The sequence below is a fragment of the Proteus mirabilis ATCC 29906 genome (assembly GCF_000160755.1).
Taxonomy (GTDB): Bacteria; Pseudomonadota; Gammaproteobacteria; order Enterobacterales; family Enterobacteriaceae; genus Proteus; species Proteus mirabilis.
Genome location: NZ_GG668576.1, coordinates 528,666 through 555,203, shown reverse-complemented (window position 1 = coordinate 555,203; position 26,538 = coordinate 528,666). Strand labels below are relative to the sequence as shown.

Annotated in this window: 22 protein-coding genes; 16 read left to right on the top strand and 6 right to left on the bottom strand. The window is 37.7% G+C overall.

Annotated features, from left to right (window positions below; all coding sequences use genetic code 11):
* Positions 1–6: 6 nt before the first annotated feature.
* The 5 genes from HMPREF0693_RS02535 to HMPREF0693_RS02515 form a co-directional block, all read right to left on the bottom strand.
* On the bottom strand, positions 7–720 hold the full coding sequence (locus tag HMPREF0693_RS02535; protein WP_004243243.1) for an ABC transporter ATP-binding protein: 714 nt from the start codon (positions 718–720) through the stop codon (positions 7–9).
* Entirely contained in the window at positions 710–1,546 is an 837-nt protein-coding gene (locus HMPREF0693_RS02530; RefSeq protein WP_004243241.1) for an ABC transporter ATP-binding protein, read from the bottom strand. The genes HMPREF0693_RS02535 and HMPREF0693_RS02530 overlap by 11 nt, the downstream gene beginning before the upstream one ends.
* A complete protein-coding gene (locus HMPREF0693_RS02525; protein WP_004243239.1) occupies positions 1,539–2,369 on the bottom strand; it encodes an ABC transporter permease in 831 nt (276 codons plus the stop codon). Before HMPREF0693_RS02525 ends, HMPREF0693_RS02530 begins: the two co-directional genes overlap by 8 nt.
* Entirely contained in the window at positions 2,369–3,409 is a 1,041-nt protein-coding gene (locus HMPREF0693_RS02520; protein WP_004243238.1) for an ABC transporter permease, read from the bottom strand. The genes HMPREF0693_RS02525 and HMPREF0693_RS02520 overlap by 1 nt, the downstream gene beginning before the upstream one ends.
* Positions 3,410–3,483: 74 nt before the next feature.
* Complete coding sequence (locus HMPREF0693_RS02515) at positions 3,484–5,049, bottom strand: ABC transporter substrate-binding protein (protein ID WP_170827679.1); 1,566 nt, start codon at positions 5,047–5,049, stop codon at positions 3,484–3,486.
* A 334-nt stretch (positions 5,050–5,383) separates the two neighbouring features.
* On the opposite strand from HMPREF0693_RS02515, the gene nirB reads away from it, so the two are divergent.
* The 16 genes from nirB (at position 5,384) to HMPREF0693_RS02435 (ending at position 25,291) form a co-directional block, all read left to right on the top strand.
* Positions 5,384–7,930, top strand: a complete 2,547-nt coding sequence (gene nirB / locus HMPREF0693_RS02510; protein ID WP_004243235.1) for a nitrite reductase large subunit NirB — start codon at positions 5,384–5,386, stop codon at positions 7,928–7,930.
* A complete protein-coding gene (gene nirD, locus HMPREF0693_RS02505; RefSeq protein ID WP_004243234.1) occupies positions 7,927–8,259 on the top strand; it encodes a nitrite reductase small subunit NirD in 333 nt (110 codons plus the stop codon). Before nirB ends, nirD begins: the two co-directional genes overlap by 4 nt.
* A gap of 26 nt (positions 8,260–8,285) precedes the next feature.
* Positions 8,286–9,668 carry a siroheme synthase CysG gene (gene cysG / locus HMPREF0693_RS02500; RefSeq protein WP_004243233.1) on the top strand — a complete coding sequence of 461 codons (1,383 nt, stop codon included), beginning with the start codon at positions 8,286–8,288 and terminating at the stop codon, positions 9,666–9,668.
* 650 nt (positions 9,669–10,318) lie between these two features.
* Positions 10,319–11,959, top strand: coding sequence for an ABC transporter substrate-binding protein (locus tag HMPREF0693_RS02495; protein WP_004243232.1), 1,641 nt, complete (start codon positions 10,319–10,321; stop codon positions 11,957–11,959).
* A gap of 267 nt (positions 11,960–12,226) precedes the next feature.
* The gene (gene oppA, locus HMPREF0693_RS02490; protein WP_004243231.1) at positions 12,227–13,864 is read left to right on the top strand and encodes an oligopeptide ABC transporter substrate-binding protein OppA; all 1,638 of its coding nucleotides are present in this window, start codon (positions 12,227–12,229) and stop codon (positions 13,862–13,864) included.
* Between the two features lie 78 nt (positions 13,865–13,942).
* A complete protein-coding gene (gene oppB / locus HMPREF0693_RS02485; protein WP_004243230.1) occupies positions 13,943–14,863 on the top strand; it encodes an oligopeptide ABC transporter permease OppB in 921 nt (306 codons plus the stop codon).
* 18 nt (positions 14,864–14,881) lie between these two features.
* Positions 14,882–15,790, top strand: coding sequence for an oligopeptide ABC transporter permease OppC (gene oppC / locus HMPREF0693_RS02480; RefSeq protein ID WP_004243229.1), 909 nt, complete (start codon positions 14,882–14,884; stop codon positions 15,788–15,790).
* A gap of 7 nt (positions 15,791–15,797) precedes the next feature.
* Positions 15,798–16,787: an ABC transporter ATP-binding protein gene (oppD, locus tag HMPREF0693_RS02475; protein WP_004243228.1), complete on the top strand. Its 990-nt coding sequence runs from the start codon at positions 15,798–15,800 to the stop codon at positions 16,785–16,787.
* Positions 16,784–17,791 (top strand): murein tripeptide/oligopeptide ABC transporter ATP binding protein OppF, encoded by a 1,008-nt coding sequence (oppF, locus tag HMPREF0693_RS02470; RefSeq protein ID WP_004243227.1) that lies wholly within the window; start codon positions 16,784–16,786, stop codon positions 17,789–17,791. Before oppD ends, oppF begins: the two co-directional genes overlap by 4 nt.
* A gap of 798 nt (positions 17,792–18,589) precedes the next feature.
* Positions 18,590–18,925 (top strand): helix-turn-helix domain-containing protein, encoded by a 336-nt coding sequence (locus HMPREF0693_RS02465; RefSeq protein WP_012368005.1) that lies wholly within the window; start codon positions 18,590–18,592, stop codon positions 18,923–18,925.
* Between the two features lie 249 nt (positions 18,926–19,174).
* Entirely contained in the window at positions 19,175–19,735 is a 561-nt protein-coding gene (gene fimA, locus HMPREF0693_RS02460; RefSeq protein WP_004243225.1) for a type 1 fimbrial major subunit FimA, read from the top strand.
* A gap of 61 nt (positions 19,736–19,796) precedes the next feature.
* A complete protein-coding gene (locus tag HMPREF0693_RS02455; protein WP_004243224.1) occupies positions 19,797–20,339 on the top strand; it encodes a fimbrial protein in 543 nt (180 codons plus the stop codon).
* Between the two features lie 24 nt (positions 20,340–20,363).
* Positions 20,364–21,056 carry a fimbria/pilus periplasmic chaperone gene (locus tag HMPREF0693_RS02450; RefSeq protein WP_004243223.1) on the top strand — a complete coding sequence of 231 codons (693 nt, stop codon included), beginning with the start codon at positions 20,364–20,366 and terminating at the stop codon, positions 21,054–21,056.
* Between the two features lie 33 nt (positions 21,057–21,089).
* Positions 21,090–23,693: a fimbria/pilus outer membrane usher protein gene (locus HMPREF0693_RS02445; RefSeq protein ID WP_004243222.1), complete on the top strand. Its 2,604-nt coding sequence runs from the start codon at positions 21,090–21,092 to the stop codon at positions 23,691–23,693.
* A gap of 26 nt (positions 23,694–23,719) precedes the next feature.
* A complete protein-coding gene (locus HMPREF0693_RS02440) occupies positions 23,720–24,715 on the top strand; it encodes a fimbrial protein (protein ID WP_004248210.1) in 996 nt (331 codons plus the stop codon).
* A gap of 18 nt (positions 24,716–24,733) precedes the next feature.
* Positions 24,734–25,291, top strand: coding sequence for a fimbrial protein (locus HMPREF0693_RS02435; RefSeq protein WP_004243220.1), 558 nt, complete (start codon positions 24,734–24,736; stop codon positions 25,289–25,291).
* Between the two features lie 60 nt (positions 25,292–25,351).
* Here HMPREF0693_RS02435 and HMPREF0693_RS02430 read toward each other — a convergent pair whose 3' ends face one another.
* A complete protein-coding gene (locus HMPREF0693_RS02430; RefSeq protein ID WP_036932147.1) occupies positions 25,352–26,509 on the bottom strand; it encodes a pyridoxal phosphate-dependent aminotransferase in 1,158 nt (385 codons plus the stop codon).
* Positions 26,510–26,538: the final 29 nt, after the last annotated feature.

The following is a 26,538-nucleotide window of genomic DNA, read 5'->3' as shown; positions in this document are numbered from 1 at the left end:
TTTTAATTAATCAAGACGATGAAGCCCTTGAGAAAGCGCTTTTCTATCATAATAGCAAGTCAATTGACCCTCTTCCATTAGCGCTGCGCTATCCGACATATGTGCAATAACATCTGCATCATGGCTGACCAAAAGGTAAGTCATGTTATGTTGTTTTTTTAAGGTATTAAGCAGATTTAAAATTTCTGCTTGTACCGACATATCCAGTGCAGAGGTAGGCTCATCTAACAATAACAACTGTGGTTGCAACAGTAATGCTCTGGCTATAGCCACACGTTGACGTTGTCCACCTGATAGTTGATGTGGATAACGATAAGCAATATCGCCTTCTAAACCGACTTGCTCTAACGCTGAGGTTATTGTTGTTTTATCATAAGCAATATGATGAATTTTTAACGGCTCAATAAATGCTCGTTCTATCCGATGTTGAGGGTGTAATGAAGCATAGGGATCTTGAAACACCATCTGTATGTTACGGCGTAACTTACCTTGAAAGCGTTGCTGTGGCTTAATTGCTTGCCCTAACAACTTAATATCCCCTTGCCAATGATGTAATAATCCGGCTATAACCCGTAATACAGTTGATTTACCGCAACCAGAACGACCAATTAAACTAAAGGTTTCGCCTTGTTTAACTTGTAGATTGACACCTTTTACCACCTGCTTAATCTGTCTATTTTGTTCAAATTGAACGCGTAAATGATGAATATCAATTAGCATAAGGTGTACCTTTAAAATTCAGTGTTCTATCTAATACCGGTAATTGTGTGCCATAGGTACTCGCATTAGGGCGACAGGTCCATAAGGTGCGGGTGTATGGATGTGTGGCTTGAGGTAATGCTTTTGCCTCAAGTTCATCCACTTGCTCCCCTTGATACATGACCATAACACGATCACAATATTCAGCCACTAAAGGTAGATCATGGCTAATTAACAACAAAGCCATATCTCGTTGTGCGCATTGGGTAATGATAAGTTCTAATATTTGATGTCGTAGCTGTGCATCTAGTGCGGAAGTTGGCTCATCCGCAATCAGTACCGTTGGGTTATTAATCAGCGCAATAGCGATCATCGCGCGTTGTCCCATACCGCCCGATAATTCACCGGGGTAGCGAGAAATACTCTGTTCCGGTAATCCCACAGAAAGCAAAGTTTCAGTAATTAATGCATGTCGATCTTTATGGGATAATTTTTGATGGAGTTTTACCGTTTCTTCTACTTGCTGATAAATGGTTTTCACTGGGTTTAATGCATAACGAGGATCTTGTAATACCATTGATATTGTTTTTCCTCGTAACTGGTTCCATTGCTTAGGAGAATAAGCGAGGAGATCGTCCCCCATAAAATGCAATTTATCAGCAGAAACTTTGCCCGGCTTACGCACTAAGCCCATTAATGAGCGTGCCGTCATCGATTTTCCTGAACCAGATTCACCCACCAGTGCTAACCGCTCTTGTCCTAACTGAAAGGAGACATTATTCACCACTCTAGCACGTGGAAAATCAATACACAGATTATCGACTTCGATTAAAGGGGCTTTATTCATGGCTTTCTCCTAATACATCGCGTAATCCATCACCCAATAAGTTAAAAGCAAGGCTACTGATCAAAATTGCCGTACCCGGAATAGCTGCCACCCACCACTGATCAAAAATAACGGGCATCCCTTCGGCAATCATTGCTCCCCATTCCGCCATGGGAGGGCGAGCACCTAGCCCAAGGAAACCTAAACCTGCTGCAGCAAGAATGATCACCGCTAAATTAAGGGCTAAACGTACAATGGCAGACGGTAAACATAAAGGAAGAATATGCCCCCATAATAGTCTAATACCGTTAATTCCCATCATTTCAGCGGCTGCAAGGTAATCACTATTACGTAAGTGTTGAATTTCACTACGGGCTTGGCGGGCATAAGCCGGCCATGCTGTAAGTGCAAGGGCTAATGCACCGTTAAGTAATCCCGGCCCTAACATGGCGACAAAGGCAAAGGCTAAAATTAAGGAGGGCATAGACATAATGATGTCGGTAAAACGCATTAAAATCCGCTCTGTCCAACCGCCGTAATAACCGGATAAAATGCCAATAAATAGCCCTAATGGTAGTGTTATCAAGGCAACAAGACCCACCAAACCTAACATTGGGCGTGTACCATAAATTAAGCGTGAAAGAATATCGCGACCATAACTATCAGTACCTAACCAGTGTGCAGCATTGGGGGCTAATAAGCGTTGTGCAGCGTGTTGCCAATTTGGATCATAAGGCGCTAGCCAAGGGGCAAAAATGGCAATTAGTAGCAGAAGAAGCAACAATGACAGACCGATAAACGCTGAAGGTGAACGCGCTATTTTTGTTAAAAAGGAGAGTGACATTAGCGTAACCTCGGATCAGTCAAACGAATAACGATATCTGTCATATTATTAATCAGCACAAAACATAGACCAATAACAAGTGTGCCCCCCATAATTGCGGTGGTATCACCCGCAAAGAGAGCCGTTGTGAGATAACGACCAATCCCCGGCCAAGAAAATACCGTTTCTGTTAATACGGCACCTTCTAACATCCCTGTATAAGACAAGGCGATAATGGTCATCAACACACCGCGAATATTAGGTAATACATGGGTAAATAAGAGACGTAATTCGCCAATCCCTTTTGCTCTGGCGAGAGTGACGTACTCTTTATTCATCTCATTTAAACAGGCAGAGCGTGTTAAACGGGTAATAGATGCCAGCGCAAAATAGGCTAGCAGAGAAACCGGTAATATGAGATGTGATAGGGCGTTTAGAAAGGCATCTTTATCACCTGCCAGTAGAGTGTCAATCAAGGCAAAGCCGGTTACAGGCTCAATGGTAAATTGATAAATATCATCCAAACGTCCTGGGCCTGCTGTCCATTGCAATGTGGCATAAAAAATAAGGAGTAATATCAAACCTAACCAGAAAATAGGGACTGAGCTACCTAATAGCGTTAAAAAGCGTAAGGTAAAATCAAAGGGGGTGCCAACAAAACGCGCACATAACACACCAAATAAAATCCCCAAACTAGCGCCAATGACTAAGGCGACAGTGGCTAATTCCAAAGTGGCTGGAAAGGTGGCGATTAAATCATCAAATACCGGTTGACCCGTTGACGTCGCCGTACCTAAATTTCCTTGCAATAGTGCTTCTACATAGTGGAAAAATTGCATGTAGATGGGTAAATCTAACCCTAACTCATGTTTTACTTGATTATAAGTTTCAATACTGGCGTGATCACCAACAATTTGTAAAACAGGATCAACAGGGGAAAACGCAGAAAGCGTAAAAGTAATAACCAGTAACCCTAAAAGTGTTAGCGCCAATGTCAATATACCTTGAACCAAGGTAAACAACTGGCTTTTTAGGCGAGTGGATATCGTGAGTGTATTCATACGGCAACAGCCTTGAAATCGCAAAAAATAGACCACTCACAATAACATGATTGTGAGTGGCGGCAGGAAAATGATCACTTAGTGACTTTGTCGTAATAGACCATATCGGCATTTAGACCTTGAGCATAACCTTTCACGTTATCCCGTAATACAATCTGATTTTTGCCTTGGTCGATAAACACGTAAGGTGAACTGCGTTGTAGCTCTTTTTGCATTTCAGTATAAAGGGACTGACGTTTAGCCTTATCCGCTTCATTAAGGGCGACGAGTGTTTGTTTACTTAACTCAGGAATATTCCAATTATTTAACCAAGCCACGGTATTTGATTGCCCGTCATTATAGGCAAAAGCGCTAGCATTGGAGTGAGCATCAAAATAGTCGGGGATCCAAAAACGGATCGCCGCTTGGTGCTGCCTTGCTCTCACTCGGCTATAAACTTGACTACCGGCAGCAGGTAACAGATCAACCTGTACACCCGCTTGTGCAAAGCTTGCTTGAATAGATTGTGCAACGGTGATGTAAGGAACTTTGTTTTCTACATCGAGAGTAAAACGTGCATGAGTAATTCCTGCTTTTGCTAAGATATCTTTCGCTTTTTGCGGATCAAAACTAAATGGATTATCTTCTAATGCCCCCGGTAATCCCACCGGTAAGAAACTTTGGTGAATAAAATATTGCCCACGCATTAAGTCATTGGTGATCCCTTTATAATCGACCAAATAGCGCGCTGCTTGCCAAAATGCCGGATTGCTAAGAAGCGGATTTCCGCTACCGGTATTAAACGCCATATAGACTTGCTCAGCAGAAGGGATATTTAAAATTTGAATGCCAGGTTTACCTGCTAATGCTGCAGTTTGGTCTGTACCTAAGTCACGGGCAATATCCGCATCGCCTTTTTCAATTAACAGACGGCGTGAAGCGGGATCGGGCACATTTTTGATAATAATATTGGCTATCTTAGGCGCACCGGTCGGTGAAAGAGGGTTAGCTTCTAACACAATGGCTTGGCGAGGTTTGTAGGCACGCATTTTATAAGCACCACTACCAGCCGAATTCATTTTTAGCCAATTATTACCAAAGTCATTATTTTTAATATGTGCGGCAATCAATTTCTCATCAACAATAGAAGCGATTGGTGTAGAAAGGATGTTAAGTACCACATCAGGGCTAACATCTGCTGTCCAACGTACTTCAATCTCTTTATCACTGACTTTTTTCAATAGGGTATTAATATTATCTGCTTTCCAACCTAGCACATTTAAAATAAAAGCAGGGGATTTATTCATCGTCACTGCACGCTGGTAAGAGAAGATAATATCTTCTGGGCGTACGCTATTACCGGAGGCAAATTTTGCATCCTGTTTAATTTTAAAGACGATAGATTTTTGTTCAGGGTGAGCCTGCCAACTCTCGACTAAAATTGGCTCGTTAATTTCTGGATTGTCACGGTTAGGCTGAACAATACGTTGATATAAACTTGGTACGGTCTGAATACTTGATAATTCGTTACTTTCGGCAGGATCAAGGCTAACAATATCATCAAGGCCTTGTACTACAATCAATGTATTGGCGGGTGTTGCTGCCAATACAGGGGCACTGAGAGCACCCATCACAAGTAATGATAATAATTTGGTTTTCACTTTCATTGGACGCTCCCTGAAATAGTCTCGCTTTCGTTATTATGTCAATAACTTATTAGTTATTACTTTTGGAAATTAACTTAGGCAAAATAAGCGCATTTCGCAAAGTTTTTATTACACTTATATATAACACCTCGTTATAAGCCTTTTGAATTAATTATGGTTGAGGAATAATTAATCGCAACAAACGACGAATAAAATACTACTTTGGTAGTAATATGTTGACTATTAAGTTGTATTGGCTGAATTGATTAAGCTGTATTTGATATTCATCAATATCTCTTATGAGTAGCCTCGTATTTTAACCTTAGATACCTTTAGATCTGAGGCAAAAATGAGCAAGAAAACACTCGCAATCATCGGTAACGGCATGGTTGGACACCGTTATATAGAAGAATTGATTGATAAGGGCGGCAATGAAACGTTCAATATTATCGTCTTTTGTGAAGAACCTCGTATTGCATATGATAGAGTCCATCTCTCTTCCTATTTTTCTCATCACACCGCTGAAGAGCTCTCGTTAGTTAAACCCGGTTATTACGAGAAACATCATATTGAAGTATTAGTGGGTGAGCGTGTGATCACCATTAATCGTGAAGAAAAAGTGGTGCACACCAATACTGGGCGTTGTGTTAGCTACGACAAATTGATCATGGCAACAGGCTCCTACCCATGGGTTCCTCCTATTAATGGAAACAACTCACCAGATTGTTTTGTTTACCGAACTATCGAAGATTTAAATGCGATTGAAGCTTGTGCTCGTTTAAGCCGTAAAGGGGCGGTTATTGGCGGCGGGCTGTTAGGTTTAGAAGCCGCTGGTGCGCTAAAAAGTTTAGGTATTGAAACCCATGTGATTGAATTTGCGCCAACGCTAATGGCAGAACAGCTTGATAGCATGGGAGGAGAGCAACTTAAACGTAAAATAGAGCGCATGGGGGTTAAAGTACACACAGCGAAAAACACCCAAGCGATCTTATCGACAGGGGAAAATGCGCGTAAAACATTACAGTTTGCCGATGGCTCCTCACTTGAGGTTGATTTTGTCGTATTTTCAACCGGTATACGTCCGAAAGATAAATTAGCACGCCAATGTTCTCTCGATATAGCACCACGAGGGGGAATTGTGATTAATGACTATTGCCAAACCTCAGATGCGGATATTTATGCCATTGGGGAGTGTGCTTCATGGCATAACCAAACATTTGGGTTAGTTGCCCCGGGTTATAAAATGGCTCAGGTAGCCGTTGATCATCTATTAGGTCAACAGACAGCATTCCAAGGGGCGGATTTAAGTGCAAAATTAAAACTACTCGGGGTTGATGTAGGGGGAATTGGTGATGCTCATGGTCGCCAAGCAGGTTGTCGTAGCTATATTTATCTTGATGAAGGTAAAGAGATTTATAAACGTCTGATAGTGAGTGAAGACAATAAATACCTATTAGGTGCGGTATTGGTTGGGGACACGGAAGATTATGGCAATCTGTTACAGTTAGCATTAAATACAATTGAATTACCAGAACATCCTGACACATTAATCTTACCTGCTCATGCTGGAAGTAAACCGGCAATCGGGGTTGATTCATTACCTGAAACAGCACAAATTTGCTCCTGTTTTGATGTAAGCAAAGGCGACATTATTCAAGCTATTGAACGAGGTTGTCATACGGTTGCGGCGATTAAAGCAGAAACAAAAGCGGGAACGGGGTGTGGGGGATGTATTCCGCTTATCACTCAAGTATTAAATGCGGAACTCACAAAACAAGGCATTGAAGTTAACCATCACCTTTGTGAACACTTTCACTATTCTCGCCAAGAGCTTTATCATCTTATTCGTGTTGAAGGGCTGAAAAGCTTTGATGAACTATTGAAAAAACATGGTCAAGGCTATGGCTGTGAAATTTGTAAACCGACCGTCGGCTCTCTGCTGGCTTCGTGTTGGAACGACTATATTTTGCGTGATGACTTAGTTGCGCTACAAGATACGAATGATAACTTCCTCGCCAATCTGCAAAAAGATGGCACTTACTCTATTATTCCACGCTCCCCCGGCGGTGAAATTACGCCAGCGGGTATTATTGCGATTGGACAAATTGCACAAGAATACAATTTATACACCAAAATCACAGGCTCTCAACGTATGGCGATGTTTGGTGCACAGAAGCAAGATTTACCGGCGATTTGGCAGAAATTAATTGCCGCGGGTTTTGAAACAGGCCATGCCTATGCCAAAGCGATCCGTATGGTAAAAACTTGTGTAGGAAACAGTTGGTGTCGTTTTGGGGTTGGCGATAGTGTTGGATTAGGTGTCTTTTTAGAACATCGTTATAAAGGGATCCGCACGCCGCATAAAATGAAATTTGGGGTATCTGGTTGTACCCGTGAATGCTCCGAAGCTCAGGGGAAAGATGTAGGGATTATTGCCACAGAAAAAGGCTGGAATCTCTATTTTGGTGGTAATGGGGGCATGAAACCGCGTCATGGCGATCTATTCGCGGCGGATTTAGATGAAGAAACGCTGATCCATTATATTGACCGCTTTATGATGTTCTATATCCGTACTGCAGACAAATTACAACGAACCTCCGTTTGGTTAGAAAGCCTAGAAGGGGGCGTTGAATATTTACGTGAGGTCATTATTCACGACAAGTTAGGCTTAAATGCACAGTTAGAAAAAGAGCTTAAAGTTTTACAAGAGCGCGTAGCCTGTGAGTGGCAAGAAACCCTTGATTCACCACAAGCATTGAAACGTTTTGCGCACTTTATTAACAATCCGAAGCCCGATCCTAATATACAGATGGTAAAAGAGCGTGCTCAGCATCGTCCTGCCCGCGTGCATGAACGTATTGATATCAAAATGGTAACAGAGGAGACGCAATCATGAGTCAATGGATAGCGGTTTGCCAATTAGATGACATCACTGTGGGGACTGGCGTTTGTGCGCTGGTGGAGCAAGATCAGGTGGCTATTTTCCGTCCATACCAAGATGAACGGCTCTACGCATTAAGTAATATTGATCCCTTCGCGCAAGCGAGTGTTTTATCAAGGGGATTAATTGCAGAGCATGACAATGAGTTATATATCGTCAGTCCACTGAAAAAGCAGCATTTTCGCTTAACAGATGGTTATTGCCTTGAAGATGAGCACTATTCAATTACTCATTATGAAGTCAAAGTCGAAGGCAATACCGTCAGTGTGCGTTCGCGTCATTGATAAAACCAATAAATAGGGGAACCCAGATGGATTATTTTCCAATATTCTGTCAGCTCAACAATAAACCTTGTTTATTAGTAGGTGGCGGTGAAGTAGCAGAGCGTAAGGCACGTTTACTGATGGACGCGGGGGCGGTTATATCCGTCGTTGCACCGACATTCACACCACAATTTATGCAGTGGCAAAACGAGCAACGATTACAGTGTTTCACGGCTGAATTTAGTGTTGCTGATTTAGCTGACAAATGGCTAGTCATTGCGGCCACAGATAATGAGCAAGTGAATCAACTCGTCTATCAGCAGGCCACAGAACAACGCATTTTTTGTAACGTGGTTGACTCGCCCAAGCAAGCTAGCTTTATTATGCCCTCAGTGATTGACCGTTCCCCTATTATGGTTGCAATTTCTTCGGGAGGAAAAGCCCCAGTACTTGCACGTATCTTACGTGAAAAAATGGAACAGTGGTTGCCCAACTCGCTAGGCGCTTTAGCGCAGTTAGCAGGGAAATTACGTGAGCAAGTTAAACAACGTTTTGCCACCATGAGTGCTAGACGCTATTTTTGGGAGCGTTTTTTTGCAGATAAAGCGCTACAAGCAGAAATTGATGCAGGTAGAGATAACGGCATTCAACAACGTATCAGCACATTGCTAGCGGAAAATAACCAGCCCCAAGGGAGTGTGGTGTTGGTGGGGGCAGGCCCTGGAGATGCAGGATTAATGACTATTAAAGGGCTGCAACAATGTCAGCAAGCCGATGTTGTGGTTTATGATAGATTAGTCTCTGATGAGGTTATGCATTTAGTGCGCAGAGATGCGGAGCGTATTTATGTTGGTAAACGAGCTGGTTTTCATTGTGTTCCTCAAGAGGAGATTAACCAAATTCTTATTAATCACGCTAAGGCAGGGAAAAGGGTAGTGAGGTTAAAAGGGGGGGATCCTTTTATATTTGGTCGAGGAAGTGAAGAGTTAGAAGCTTTAATTGAGCATCAAATACCTTTTTCTGTGGTGCCCGGCATTACTGCGGCATCAGGCTGTACCACTTATGCCGGTATTCCGTTAACACATCGGGATTATGCACAAAGTGTGCGTTTTATTACTGGGCATGGAAAAGGGCTGAACGACGCACAATGGCAATGTATCGCACAAGATAACCAAACTTTGGTTTTTTATATGGGGCTAAGTAAAGCCGATTACATTCAGCAAATGTTACTTAATCAGCATATGCGTGCCACTATGCCAGTGGCAATAGTAGAAAAAGGTACACTGGCGACACAAAAAGTGGTTGTTGGTCAATTACAGCAACTGGCTGAAATGGCAAACTCAATGCAAAGTCCTGCATTAATTATTGTTGGTGAAGTCGTCAGTTTAAATCAAAAGCTACAATGGTTTGGTACGACTTTAGCCAATTAAAGCAAAAATTTTGAAGAAGTAGGCTAACGCTCAGAATATCCTTTATGGTTCATAACAACGATAAAGGATATTTTTTTGCTAATTCATCGGGATATAAATGAAAATAGTACTGATTTTAATTGCATTTCAAAAAATATATTAATTTTTAAAAACAAATAATAAAAATGTTTTTTTATTAATCTACCGTTATTTTTAGATTAGCCAGTTTCTGTCATTTAAAGACAGATTTGTTATTGTTTATAATCAAGTTGTGTGAAAAAAAACTTACACCGAACACATCATAAAGTTCTGTATCCTCGCTAAAAACCCATCTGATTATATTAATTTTGTGAGCTATGTAGGTTTTCTATCTATAAAAGTTGCGCGGTGTTAATTAAATGTTTATTTCTTGTTGTAGATAGCGTGATGAGAATTTTCTTTTTTCATAAGATAGAAGTCTACTGGGCTTAGTAAAGTTTAAGTGATAATAACACCGCACTAATTGACAAAATTCACCATAAGTGTAAAAAAGAAGAATATTGTTATTAATTTTATCTAACAATTATCTCAACATATTAAATAGCATGAAATATCTGAATATTATTTAAAAATAATTTATATGTAAATTGAGTAACCCCGCTATAGATGATTATTTATTAGGAGAGGTACCCATGAAAAAGAAAGTTATGTTAAAAATGATGTTTCCTGTCAGCATTATATCACTTGCGCTGACCTCTTTTCTTTCTCATGCGGTAATACCTCCAGAAGGTACTCTTCTTGCGAAACAACAAGATATTGTTATTAATAATGGCACTGAAGTTTCCTCCCTTGATCCACATAAAGTGGAAGGGGTACCAGAAAGTAATATTATTTTAAATTTATTAGAAGGGCTCACTTATATGGGGCCTAATGGTGAAAGTATGCCGGGGGTTGCCGCTAAATGGGAGAGCTCAGAAGACAATAAAACATGGACTTTCTATTTACGCGATGATGCGAAATGGAGTGATGGTACACCGGTTACTGCAGATGATTTTGTTTATAGTTGGCGTCGATTAACAGATCCCCAAACTGGCTCGCCTTATGCCAGTTATCTTGAATATGCCTATGTGGAAAATGTTGCAGATATTCTGACAGGCAAAAAATCCCCAGAGAGTCTAGGGGTAAAAGCAATTGATCCACATACTTTGCAAGTTACGCTCACACAACCGGTTCCCTATCTGGTGGATATGCTAAACCACACCTCATTAAAACCAGTTAAAAAAGAGATTGTTGAAAAATATGGTGTCAATTGGACTCGCCCGGAAAACTTTGTCGGTAATGGGGCGTATTTAATTGATAATTGGGTGGTTAATGAAAAAATCACTTTAAAACGTAATCCGCTTTATTGGGATAACAAAAACACCATTATTGAACGAGCGACTTTTTTACCTATTAGTTCAGAAACCAGTGATATTAATCGCTACCGTAGCGGTGAAGTTCAAATCACCAATAGCGCTATTCCTCCTACGCTTTATCGAAAGATGAAACAAGAGCAACCGGAGGCTCTACATATTACGCCTTACCTATGTACTTTCTTTTATGAGCTTAATAATAAACGTCCACCTTTTGATGATCCCCGTGTGCGTGAAGCGGTAAAATTAAGTTTAGATAGAGAAATTATCGCGGAAAAGATCATGGGGCAAGGGCAAATACCGGCTTATTCTTTTACTCCACCTTTTATTAATAATGGTAAGTTTAAACCCCCTAAATGGGCAGGTTGGACGCAACAACAGCGTCATGAAAGAGCGCGTGAGTTATTAAAAGAAGCCGGTTATGACAGCCAAAACCCATTATCGTTTACATTGTTGTACAACACATCCGATCAGAATAAGCAACAAGCTATTGCTGCCGCTTCTATGTGGAAAAAGAATATTGGTGCTAATGTCACTTTACAAAATCAAGAGTGGAAAACGACGTTAGAAAATCGTAACCAAGGTAATTACCAAGTGGCAAGGGCAACATGGTGTGCCGATTACAATGAACCAACATCATTTTTAAACTCTTTCCTCTCCACTAGCAGTCTAAATACTATTTTATATGAAAATAGTGATTATGATGCTGCATTAAAGAATGCGTTACTGGCCACTGATAATGAAGCGCGTCACCAACTGTATCAACGTGCTGAAGCCTTGTTAGACAAGGACTCCGCTATTGTACCAGTCTATTATCGTGTGAGTGTCAGAATGGTCAGTCCTAAAGTGGGCGGATTTACCGGTAAAGACCCCTTTGATTATACGGACTTAAAGCGCTATTTTATAAAGGCAGATAAATAAAACTGGTAAGTTATAACGCATCTATAGCTATATCTGATTTTAATTAGCAAAAGCAATTTAAAAAAGTACAGCATAAAAAGTACTACACAAAATATAACGGCACAAAAATGATAAAGACATCATGCAGTTAAGCATAGATAGTCAATCTGCAACAATATTTTATTTTTTTGTAAAACAATAAGTTGTGTAAAACGTTCCAAAAACACAGCGAAGCATCACAGGAAGGCCGAACAATGGCCGACTCACTAACTGGGAGTATTTGATAAGATGATAAATGTAACTAAAAAAAGTGCGCTAGCGATCGCCATTGGTACTATCTTTGGTTTTACGGCGCTCAATGCTACTGCGGCTGTTGTGCCTGATGGGGTAAAACTGGCTGATAAACAAGAGTTAGTGCGTAATAATGGCTCTGAGCCACAATCACTTGATCCTCATAAAATTGAGGGTGTACCTGAATCAGCATTAGCACGAGATCTATTTGAAGGGATCACGATTGTAGGGCCTGATGGTGAAATTCTACCGGGCTCTGCGACTAGCTGGGAAAATAAAGATTTTACTGTTTGGACGTTTAAAATTCGTGAAGACGCGAAATGGTCAAACGGTGACCCTGTAACAGCGCAAGACTTTGTTTATAGCTGGCAACGTTTAGCAGATCCGAATACAGCATCACCTTATGAAAGTTATCTACAATATGCCCATATTGTTAATATTGACGATATTATCGCCGGTAAGAAAAAACCGACGGAACTAGGTGTTAAAGCGCTTGATAATAATACATTAGAAATCACATTATCAGAGGCCGTACCTTATTTACCTAAATTGCTAGCTCACTCCTCGATGTCGCCAGTGAATCAAAAAGTGATTGAAAAATTTGGTGAAAAGTGGACGCAACCTGCGAACTTTGTCGGCAATGGTGCTTATGTACTGAAAAATTGGACGGTAAACGAACGTATTGAATTAGAGCGTAGTCCAACCTATTGGGACAATAAAAATACGGTTATCAATAAAGTTACTTTTTTACCTATCTCATCAGAAGTCACCGATGTAAACCGCTATCGTGCGGGTGAAATCGATATGACTTATAGCAATCTGCCGATTGAATTTTTCCAAAAATTGAAAAAAGAGATCCCAGATGAATTACGTATCAGTCCATACTTATGTACTTATTATTATGAAATTAATAATGAGAAAGCTCCCTTTGACGATCCACGAGTACGTGAAGCACTAAAACTATCTATGGATAGAGATATCATCACTTATAAAGTGAAAAACCAAGGTGATATCCCTGCTTACGGATTTACACCGCCTTTCACCGATGGCATTAAAGAGAGTAAACCAGAGTGGTTCGCTTCTTGGACCCAAGAGCAACGTAATGAAAAGGCGCGCCAATTATTAGAAGAGGCGGGTGATAACAAAGCCAATCCATTAAAATTCAAGTTACTGTATAACACCTCTGATCTACATAAAAAAGTTGCGATTGCGGCCTCTTCTATTTGGAAGAAAAACTTAGGTGCTGAGGTTTCTCTTGAAAACCAAGAGTGGAAAACGTTCTTAGATACACGTCACCAAGGTAATTATGATGTTGCACGTGCAGGATGGTGTGCAGATTATAACGAACCTTCTTCATTCCTTAACATGATGCTGTCTTACAGCAGTAATAATACCGTTCACTATAAAAACAAACAATTTGATGCGTATATGAAAGAATCTTTACGCGTGAAATCGGATGATGAACGTGCAGAAATTTATCAAAAAGCAGAAGGTGTATTAGATAAAGATTCTGCCATTGTTCCACTTTACTACTACGTAAACACCCGTTTGGTTAAACCTTATGTTGGTGGTTATTCAGGTAAAGATCCACTGGATAATTTACATACTAAAGACTTGTATATTATTGCTAAATAATCGGGCGAGACCTTGCTTAAGTTAAGCGAGGTCTTTTTATCACCACGCCTGAATAGGTTTGTGTTATAGGAACGGGCAATGCTCAAATTTATTTTTCGTCGCTTTTTGGAAGCGATCCCGACACTTTTTATTCTAATAACGATTTCGTTCTTTATGATGCGCTTAGCGCCGGGTAGCCCTTTTACTGGGGAAAGGAAATTACCCCCTGAAGTTATGGCCAACATCGAAGCGAAATATCATTTAAACGATCCCATTTACAAACAATACTTCGATTATTTAATTCAATTATCGAAAGGGGATTTGGGGCCTTCTTTTAAATATAAAGACTACAGTGTTAACACTTTAGTCGGTAAAGCATTCCCTGTTTCTGCAAAATTAGGGCTATCGGCCTTTGTATTAGCGGTTATTTTTGGTGTGGGGGCAGGCGTGATAGCCGCACTGAATCAAAATACCAAATGGGATTATACCGTCATGACATTTGCCATGACGGGGGTTGTGATACCGAGCTTTGTGGTGGCGCCACTATTAGTGCTTATCTTTGCGATTACCTTACGTTGGTTACCGGCGGGAGGTTGGAATGGTGGGCAAATCCAGTACATGTTACTGCCGATGGTTGCATTATCGCTCTCCTACATTGCAAGTATTTCGCGTATCACACGTAGTTCTATGATTGAAGTTTTACACTCAAACTTTATCAGAACGGCCAAAGCCAAAGGCTTGCCAATGAAACGCATAGTGCTACGTCATGCGTTAAAACCAGCATTACTGCCAGTGATCTCTTATATGGGGCCGGCATTTGTGGGGATTATTACAGGCTCTATGGTCATTGAAACCATTTTTGGATTACCGGGTATTGGTCAGCTTTTCGTTAATGGTGCATTAAATCGAGACTACTCATTGGTATTGAGTTTAACCATTATTGTGGGTGGTTTAACCATTTTATTTAATGCCATAGTTGATATTTTATACGCCGTAATCGATCCGAAAATTCGTTATTAATAGAGACTGGAGCACGTTATGTTATCGATGAAAGAAAATAGCGAAGCTCTGGGGAATTTCTCGGAGCAGCTAGATGTTGAAGGTCGTAGTTTATGGCAAGATGCCCGTCGTCGTTTTATGCACAATAAAGCGGCGATCACCAGCCTAGTACTACTATTTTGTATTTTACTTTTTGTCATTTTCGCCCCCATGTTATCGCCTTTTGTTTATGACGATACGGATTGGGAAATGATGTCAATGCCACCTGATTTTGCCTCAGCGCACTATTTTGGCACTGACTCATCAGGACGTGACTTATTAGTTCGTGTAGCAATTGGTGGACGTATTTCACTGATGGTAGGTATTGCAGCGGCATTTGTCGCGGTGATTGTTGGCACCCTCTATGGCGCGATGGCAGGTTATATCGGTGGGCGCGTTGACTCAGTGATGATGCGTTTACTGGAGATATTAAACTCCTTCCCATTTATGTTCTTTGTTATCTTACTGGTGACCTTTTTTGGGCAAAATATCTTACTGATCTTTGTTGCCATCGGCATGGTATCTTGGCTCGATATGGCTCGTATCGTACGGGGACAAACACTTAGTTTAAAACGTAAAGAGTTTATTGAAGCGGCGTTAGTCTGTGGTGTGTCATCACGTAATATCGTCCTTAAACACATAGTGCCGAATGTATTAGGTGTTGTTGTGGTATACGCTTCATTACTGGTTCCTAGCATGATCTTATTTGAATCATTTTTAAGTTTCTTAGGATTAGGGACACAAGAGCCATTAAGTAGTTGGGGAGCACTACTGAGTGATGGTGCAAATTCAATGGAAGTTTCTCCTTGGTTATTACTTTTCCCTGCTGCATTTTTAGTTGTCACCTTGTTTTGCTTTAACTTTATCGGTGATGGTTTACGTGACGCGTTAGATCCGAAAGATCGTTAAGGAGAACATGATGACAAATTCAACAAATAAGCCATTGTTAAGTGTAAAAGATCTCTGTGTCACCTTTGGTACTCCAGATGGGGATGTAACTGCAGTAAATAAGCTCAACTTTGAGCTATCTGCAGGGGAAACCTTAGGAATTGTCGGTGAATCTGGCTCTGGGAAATCGCAAACTGCGTTCGCCTTAATGGGATTATTAGCTAAAAACGGTCGTACTGCTGGAAGTGCGCATTTTAATGGTCGTGAAATTTTAAACTTACGCCAAAGTCAATTAAACAAAATGCGTGCTGAAGAAATATCCATGATATTTCAAGATCCGATGACCTCACTTAACCCCTATATGAAAGTCGGCACTCAGTTAATAGAAGTGCTTATGCTTCATAAGGGTATGAGTAAAAATGATGCATATGCGGAATCTGTTCGCATGCTTGATGCAGTAAAAATGCCCGAAGCCCATAAACGTATGGGCATGTATCCCCATGAGTTCTCTGGTGGGATGCGCCAACGGGTAATGATAGCGATGGCACTATTATGTAAGCCAAAACTATTAATTGCTGATGAGCCAACAACGGCACTGGATGTGACTGTTCAGGCACAAATCATGACACTGCTAAACGAGCTAAAAAAAGAGCTTAATACTGCCATTATCATGATCACCCATGACCTCGGGGTGGTTGCGGGTATTTGCGACAAAGTACTGGTAATGTATGCTGGGCGAACCATGGAATATGGTAATGCGCGAGATATTTTCTACCAACCATCACACCCATATTCTATTGGGTTGCTGCAAGCAGTACCTCGTTTAGATGGTGAAGATGAACGTTTGGCGACCATTCCGGGTAATCCTCCTAACTTATTGCGTTTACCTAAAGGTTGCCCATTCCAGCCTCGTTGCCAATATGCAACAGAGCAGTGTTTGAATAGTGAACCTCAATTAACACAATTTGCTCAGGGAAGATTACGAGCCTGTTTTAAAGCGGCGGAGGAGTTAGTATGAGCCAAGCCACCTTACAAGATAGAAAAGTGATCCTCGAAGTCAACGATCTAAAAGTTTATTTCGATGTACAAGATAATAAGCAGTGGTTCTGGCAACCTAAAAAAAGCCTCAAAGCCGTTGATGGTGTTACCTTACGTTTATACGAAGGTGAAACCTTAGGTGTAGTAGGGGAATCAGGTTGTGGCAAATCAACTTTTGCGCGTGCCATTATCGGCTTAGTTAAAGCATCGGGTGGTACAGTCACTTGGTTAGGCAATGACTTATTAGGCATGGGCAATAAACAGTGGCGCGATGTTCGTCAAGATATTCAGATGATATTCCAAGATCCACTTGCCTCCTTAAACCCAAGAATGACGATTGGCGATATTATTGCTGAACCACTAAAAACCTATCATCCGAAAATGAAACAGGCTGAAGTGGTTGAAAAAGTCAAAGCGATGATGATGCGAGTGGGGTTATTACCAAACTTAATTAATCGCTATCCTCATGAGTTTTCTGGTGGACAGTGTCAACGGATTGGTATTGCTCGCGCACTGATCTTAGAGCCAAAACTGGTTATCTGTGACGAACCTGTATCGGCTCTGGATGTTTCTATTCAAGCTCAGGTAGTCAATCTACTGAAAGATATCCAAAAAGAGATGGGATTATCGCTCATCTTTATTGCGCATGATCTTGCGGTAGTGAAACACATCTCAGATCGTGTCTTAGTGATGTATTTAGGTCATGCGGTGGAATTGGGGACTTATGATGAAGTTTATCATCACCCATTACACCCTTATACCAAAGCATTGATGTCAGCGGTGCCTATTCCTGATCCGGATAAAGAGCGTAACAAGCATATTGATTTGTTAGAAGGAGAGCTTCCTTCACCAATTAATCCACCATCAGGCTGTATTTTCCGTACACGTTGTCCGATGGCTGATGAAGAATGTGCTAAAACGCGCCCCTTATTAGAGGGAAGTTTCCGCCATGCGGTATCTTGTTTAAAAGTCGATCCGCTTTAATAAATAATAAAATTATATTAATAGGAAAAAGGGCCTGAATTTATTCAGGCCCTTTTTCTTTATATATAAAGCATATGGCTCAAAAATTTAATATTCAAATAAACTTATTTGTAATAGATTTTTTCTAAAAAATTATTTTCTATTTGATATTATCATTTTTTTAAATATGAAAAGTGTTGATAATGATGATAATCATTTGTTATCAATAAGTTATGTTGTTTTTATCGGTTTGTAATTTTAATATCAAAAGTTTTTATAGTTATAAAAATATTATTTTTTAATAAGATAAAATAATGGTTAAAAAAACTTATCTAATTACAAATATCAGTACCAAAAAAAATAAATAAATATTAATTTATATCAAGTAAAAATTTTTAGGATGAGATATAAAGGTATAATCATTAATAAAATTTATTATTGTAACTTTGTTAAAATAACATTTGAAACAAAGAAGTATAAGTTTTGTACTAACCCTATCTGTTTTAGTTTTACAGTAAGCAAAAACAATAAAAAATATTTCTATTAAAAATTAATAAAAATTTAATATGTTTTCATTAATAGATTATTATGTCTTATTTGTGTCTATTTTCTCGTAATTTTAGAATTAATCACTGCCTTAAAACGACTATTCAAATCAGATAATCAATTAACTCCCTGATACAAATAAAATGAGTATATTTACCTACTCTTATTTAGTGTTTTATTATGAGGTTTTTAATTCGTTAGAAATTTTTGAATAATTGATTTTATTAATCTCATAAAGTAAATTAAATGCAAATACAGTTGAGGAAGTGAATTTTGGAAATAAATAATTTCTCATTGAATTTTGAATATATTTCAGAAAGAAAAATATTTTGTCATTCGATTGGATATGAACTTTTTCTTTTAAGGCAACGTAATTCTATGACGGGGGCTGAGTTAGGAAAATTATTGAATATCTCTCAACAACAAATTTCTCGTTATGAACGAGGAATAAATAAAATACCTATTGATATACTTTTTCACATACTAAATATATTTGATATTTCAATAAGTGATTTCTTTGAAAAGGTTTCCAAAAGAGTTATCACATTAAAATATAAAATAAAATATGATTCTGATAATAATATTCCATTCTTTGAGAATATTATTTAAATGTAAGATAAGTAATATTATTGGTGGCAAGTATATTAAGTATATCAATGAATTAATTAATAGGGATTTTATTTAAAATTAAAATCCTATTTATTTAATGTTTATTAAATTACCCTTATTAAGGCAGTTAACACTTTATCATATAATTAGTATATGGATTCAAATATTGTTATCTAATATAGATTTACTATTTTAATTTATAAGTGAAGTTGTTGTGTATATTTACCTGTAATGTAAAAGGAAAAGTCAATGCTTAAAAAAAAGATGTTAGTTAAAGCTCTATTTACAGTATCTGTTTTATCACTGAGCGGTGTTGCTTCTGCAGCGACTATTGTTAATGGTGGTAAAATTAATTTTACTGGAGAAATTGTTAATGCTGCATGTGTTGTTAGTACAAAATCAATAGATCAAACTGTTAATATTGGACAATATCGTACCGCACAATTTGATAGTGTAGGGAAAACAGTTGGTAATACTGATTTTTATATCAATTTAGAAGCTTGTGATACGACTGTCGCACAAAATGCCTCAGTTTCATTTTCAGGTGTAAGTGATTCAAATGATAAAACAGTATTAGCTGTAAGCAATATTACAACAGGTGGTGCGGGTGCTGCGACGGGCGTTGGTATTGAAATTACAGACCATACAGGAAAAGTGTTACCACCAGACGGCTCTGTTTTTTCTACAGCAAAACAGTTAATTGATGGATCAAATACACTTAACTTTGTTGCACGTTATAAATCTACATTAGATACCGTTACCCCTGGTCATGCTGATGCTGATGTAACTTTCAAAATGCAATATGAATAAATAAATTGGATTAATTTAAAGTATGACCTGATAAAGGTCATACTTTTATATCGAGGGAAATATGAAATATAGTTTAATATATTCTATTGTCCTATTTTTTACTCTTTCATTTACAGCCTATTCTAATGACAGGGAAAATATTTCTTTAGACGATGGTATTGTGACTTTTAAAGGGGGAATTGTAGAGCCTGCTTGTACAGTATCTTCTGAAAGTGAATATCAAATTGTTGATCTTGGTGTTATTAGTAGTAACCAATTTCATGGAGTAGGAAGTCACTCTATAAAAATCCCATTTTTTATTAAATTAATGGGATGTAATAAAAGTATTACGGATAAAGTCAGTATAATTATTATAGGTGATGTAAACAATAATGATAAACGATTATTTAGCATCACCGATCAACAAAATTCAGCTTCAGGATTAGGTGTTGCATTATTTAATGATGAAGGTGAAATAATTATTCCTAATAAATTCAATAAGTATAAATTTATTGAAGAGAATGAATTAAAACTAAAATTTAAAGCAAGTTATCTGGCAACGAAAGAAAACGTTATCGGTGGAAAAGCTGACAGCGTAGTTTGGTTTGTTTTCAATTATCAATAAATAAACCTATCATTTGAGGTTAATATGCATTTAATATCTAAACACTTTATTGCGTTATTTTTTCTCTTCAGTTTTTCATCGCTATCATATGCGGGAGGTGTTGCATTAGCTGCAACACGCATAGTCTATCCTATGGATGCAAAACAGACGTCAATTACTCTTAATAATACAGATAAAAGATTACGCTTTTTAGTGCAATCATGGATTGATGATAGCCAAGATCAAAAAAGTAATGAATTTATTGTTACACCACCACTGTTTGTCAGCAAACCAGAAAGTGAAAACAAGCTAAGAATAATTTATGCTGGTAAGGCATTACCAAATGATAGAGAAAGTTTGTTCTGGTTAAATACAAAAGCAATCCCTGAAATTGAGCGAGAAGAAATAAAAGATAAAAATATATTACAGCTAGCAGTATTATCTAGAATAAAAATTTTTATTAGACCTCAAGGATTAAATTTTAACATAGAGGATGTACCTAATAGTCTTGAGTTTAAAAAATCACAAGGAAACATAATAGTAAATAATCCTTCACCTTATTATGCGACATTAATTAATTTAGAAGCTGATAATGAACAGCTAAATAGTATTATGGTTCCTCCTATGGGAACAGTAATGATTAAAGTCAGCAAGCCTAACTATAGTCAAATATCTTATCAAACTATTAATGATTATGGTGCTAGTACACCCAAAGTAACGAAACAGATTGGTAAGTAATGCTATAACATTCATTAATGATAAGGCTTTATTATGCTAAAATCTAAAACTATATGTTTTAATTTATATATCTTTTTAGGTACATGCTTTTCTGGTGTGGTGTATGCGGATAGTTTTTTTAATCCTAACTTAATTTCAAATATTGATAATGAAGTAGCAGATTTATCTCGATTTGATAAAGGTGAAGGCCAACCTGAAGGAATGTATTCAGTAGAAATTTATGTAAACGATGAATATGTTGAAACAAAAAATTTAATATTTTATGAAAGCGATGCATCATCCGATGATACAGGTTTATTACCTTGTATAGATAATAAAACTTTGACAAATTTTGGAATAACTTTAACTGAAAATAGCAAAAAGAAATCAGAAGAGGTAGAAAGTAAAGATAGTGCTTGTGAGAATATTTTAGATAAAATAGAAAACTCAAGTGTTAAATTCGATTTTGAAGGACAAAAATTATTTTTAAGTATTCCACAAATAATGTTTAAAAATAATGTTCGTGGATTTATCCCACCTGAAAAATGGGATAATGGGATTAATGCGTTTTTACTAAATTATAATTTCACAGGAAGAAATAGTAAGAACTTTAAGGATAACGTTGATAATAATAATTATTTTTTAAACTTAAATCCTGGTATTAATCTTGGTTCATGGCGATTTAGAAATGAAAGTTCATGGAACTATGCCAGTGGTGAAAGTAAGCAAAATAAATGGAGGAATATAAGAACATATGTACAAAAACCTATTATTCCATTACGTGCTGAATTAACCCTTGGTGACTCTTTTTCTAATGGAACCATTTTTGATAGTCTTGGTTTTAGAGGGATTAAGCTAGAATCTGATGATAATATGTTGCCTGATAGCATGAGAGGATTTGCACCTACGATAAAGGGTATTGCGAATAGCAATGCTATTGTTACAGTCAAGCAGAATGGTTTTGTTATTTATCAAATTTCTGTACCTCCAGGTGCATTTGAAATAAAAGATCTCTATGCCACATCAAGTAGCGGTAATTTAGATGTCACAATCAAAGAGAATAACGGTAAAATTACACAATTTGTTGTACCTTATTCAAATGTGCCTATTTTACAACGTGAAGGACGCTTAAAATACGAATTGATTGGAGGGGAATTTCGTAGCGGAGCAGATTATCAAGATAAACCTAATTTTGGTCAATTAAGTTTAGTATATGGCTTACCTTATAATATGACGTTATATGGAGGAAGCCAATTTTCAAATAATTATCAAGCCTATGCGATTGGTTTAGGTGGTAATCTAGGCACCTTTGGGGCGATATCAGCAGATGTAATACAGGCGAATAGTATATTGCCAAACGATGAGCATAAAAAAGGGCAGTCATTCCGATTACTCTATGCTAAATCGATTAATAGCACAGGCACTAACTTTCAAATAATGGGGTATCGATATTCAACGCAAGGCTATTATACCCTAAATGAAGTTAGTTATAAAAAAATGGCAGGGCGTGAAATAGTAACAGATAATGGAATAATAAGAGATGAGGATAACTTATCTAACTACTATAATTTAAATTATTCTAAAAAAGGGAGGTTTCAACTTAATATAAATCAGCAAATTACCAATAATAGTTCTTTGTATATTTTAGGCTCTTACCAAAACTATTGGCGCACAACTGAAACTGAACAGTTATGGCAACTGGGTTATAATGCTAATATTGATAGGATAAATTATAGTCTTAGTTTATCGAAATTAAAATCACCGGGTATGCGTGGTGATAATAAAAATGTAGCTTTTAATATATCAATTCCTCTTAATGATGTATTTAACCAACAAACTGTAAGTGACTTACATTCAAGTAGAAATAGTATGTATGCTGTTTACTCAATGAATAGAAGCGATGACAATGTTTGGGTCAATCAAGTGGGACTAACAGGAACTCTCCTTGAAGACAATAATTTAAATTATAATATTCAACAAGGATATACGCATAATGGTTCTGGTTATTCAGGAATGGTTTATGCTAATTATAAAGGTAAATATGCTAATATAGGTAGCGGATATAATTATAGTAATGATTGGCATGAGTTTAATTATAGTTTAAATGGTGGTGTTGTTGCTCATGCAGGAGGTATTACTTTAACTCAACCTTTAGGGGATACCAATATTCTTATTAAAGCAAATGATGCTAATAATATTAAAGTAGAAAATGCAAATGGTATATTAACTGATAATAATGGTTATGCTGTCTTACCGTTTGCTTCAACATATAAAAATAATCGAGTTTCATTAGATGTTAATTCATTAGAAGAAAATATTGAATTAGAAAATACGATTATTAATGTAGTTCCTACTAAAGGGGCATTGGTTGAAGCTAATTTTAAAACGAATATTGGCTATCGAGCAATGGTTACATTAAGCAAAAAAGATGGCGCTATTATACCTTTCGGTGCGATGGTTGTTGATGAAGAGCGTTCCGTAAGTGGTATTGTTGGCGATAATGGGAATGTTTTTATCTCTGGTTTAGCACCTGTTGGTAGGCTAAAAGCAAAATGGGGAAAAATGGCTGATCAACAATGTATATTTGATTACCAAATTAATGAGAAGTCATCAAAAGAAAAAGGTATCTATTTTATTTCTTCCACATGCCAATATTAAAAACAAGCATATTTACGGATTTTATTATGATTAGAATAGTATTGTTTACAATAATAGCCATTATTTCAAATAATGCAGTCGCTGTGAGCTGTGTCAGTGGTTGTAATGCGAATGAATATTCCACGCTTAGTGGACAACTATCAAAGACGGAAAATAAAGTCGGTGTTACTAAAGATGCTTCTGATATTACTTTGTCCAATCGAATTACATTAAGATGGAATGCGGGGCAAGCGCAAACATGGGCGACATATTCCAATGGTAATATTCCTAGTGCAAATACCAGCAATAATGATTGGATTTATTCTAAGATAGATGACTATATTTCTGTTGCGTTAAGAATGACTAATAATTGTAGAACAATTTATGTTCCTTATAATGTACCTACGCTAAGCTCTACTTGTGGTGCCCGTACTTATACTGAAAACGAAGAAAGCGTCGTTTCTGTAAGAAAGTATCAAACCAGAATAAAAATTGACAAGGCTATTATTTCTGGTACCTATGTAAAAAATATTTTTGTAGGCGAATTTGGTTTTTGCCAACCACAGAATTGTGCGACTAAACAAACTATCATTACAAAGCTATTTTTAAATCTTTCAATGACAGTTCCACAATCTTGCGTTATTAATTCAGGGCAAGTGTTGAATATTGATTTTGACAATATTCCTGCATCAAGTTTTAAAGTAGCAGGGAAAAAAGCCGAAGGAGTTAATACGGTTTCTAGAAACTTAAGTATTCAATGTGACAATATAGATGCCAGTGCTGATTTAACAATGCGATTACAAGCAGATTCAGTTCAAGGTAATGCTATTGTTTCTAATAATAAAAGTGTTGGCTTTGTGGTTGCTAATTCAAGTGGATCTGAATTAACACCTAATGATTTATCAAGTTTTATTCCTTTCAGACTCAACCAAAATGCTGATGCTAATGTCACGATTAATGTTTATCCCGTAAGTATTGATGGAAAAACACCAACTGAAGGCGCTGTCACATCAAGTGGCTTTCTAAGAGTTGATTTCCCTTAATTTTAATAGGCTAATATCATGAATGAGTTATTACATACTAGAAAAATAATGCGCTTTCTATTATGGGGAATGCTACTTTTTAGCGGATATACAGTATTTTTTACTAAAGATGCAACAGCAGAATTAGCTAATACAAATATTGTTATAAAAGCGAACATTGTGGCAAATACTTGTAGAGTCAGCCCTGATTCGCTAAATAAATTTGTTGACTTAGGGGTTTGGGGAACAAAAGATTTTCAGCAAAAAAATACAACAGAGCCAGTAAAGTTTACACTTAACTTAACTGATTGCAGTATTGTTACTAGCGGTGTAAAAGTAATGTTTAGTGGTGATACTGACAGTAAGGATAGTACCTTGTTTAAGTTGGCAGAAAAAAATGCGGCTCAAAATATAGGTATTGCTATTTTAGATAAAAATCAGAATAAAATATTACCGGGAAAAAGTAGTATTATTTACCCTGTAGAGACAACTAATAATATTTCTCTCGATTTTTATGCGCAATATATCGCAACTAATAAGAACGTAGTTGGGGGAAGTGCAAATGGTGAAGTATTATTTTCTTTAGAATATCTGTAAATAACAAGGGAACTGTGTCGTTCCCTTTTAAATACATTTATAACTATTGGTTGTAGAGGATTATATCCATCCTTTAGTTCTAAACTCTTTTAACGTCGCGACAAAATAACTCATCTCCTCAGGGGTTCCTAAGGTCAAACGGCTCCAACCTAATGCGGGAGGAAACTCACGTCCTACCATAATATTTGCCGCTTTCATTCTCTCTTGATAAGTTTTCACATCACCTTTGACTTTATGAAAAATAAAGTTGGCGTGAGAAGGTGCATACTCGATATTTAAGGCGTTTAAAGTATCAACCACCATTTGTCGTGATACATCAATTGACTTGCGACTATATGCCACAAAAGCGTGATCTTTTAACGAGGCTAATGCGCTAACAGCACCGGCAGTATTGGTATTATCAATAGAAACGAAACTATCTACTTCACAAATTACCTCAGGGACTGCCACACCATAGCCTACCCTTAATCCAGCTAATGCATAAATTTTTGAAAATGTACGGGTAACAATCAAGTTTTTATAACCTTGAGCAACTAATGCTATCGCACTGGTAAATTCAGGTGTTGTCACAAATTCAGCGTAAGCTTCATCAATAATAAAAAAGACATTTTCTTTTGCTGAGGTGATCCAATTTGTTAATGCCGCTGTTGGTGTCAGCATTGCGGTTGGGTTATTAGGATTGCACAGATATACCATGCTAATACCATCAAATGCTTGTGCTTTTTTCTGCATGGCGGTTAAATCAAAAGCCAATGTGTTATCAACCGGCACTTTTACGATATTGACACCTAAAGGTTCAGCATAAAGTTCGGCATAATTAAACGTTGGATCAGGCACAATTAGCTGTGCCGCTTTACCTGCTTTTTGCGCTTTATTAGCCACATATTGTACGGCTGCTTGTATGGTTTCAGAGGAGCCATTACCTAGAGTGATGTGTTTGTCTGATAGCTTAAATTCTTCACCTAATGCACTGATCAGTGCGCTTCGCGCATCATCTGGATAGCGAAAAGCATGGGGAAGTGCATCAATAATCGCCTGTTTGGCATTGGATGACATGCCTAGCGAGTTTTCATTAAAGTTTAACAGTAAAGGATTTTCTGCATTAAATAGCTGTTTAGGGTTTGAAGTTTCTGCGGCATAGGCAGCGCTAACAAACGAACTTAATGAAAGTCCCCCGATCACTAAGCTTGATGATGTTAAAAATGAACGACGATTCATGTGATGTTTCCCAAGTAAATTATTCTACA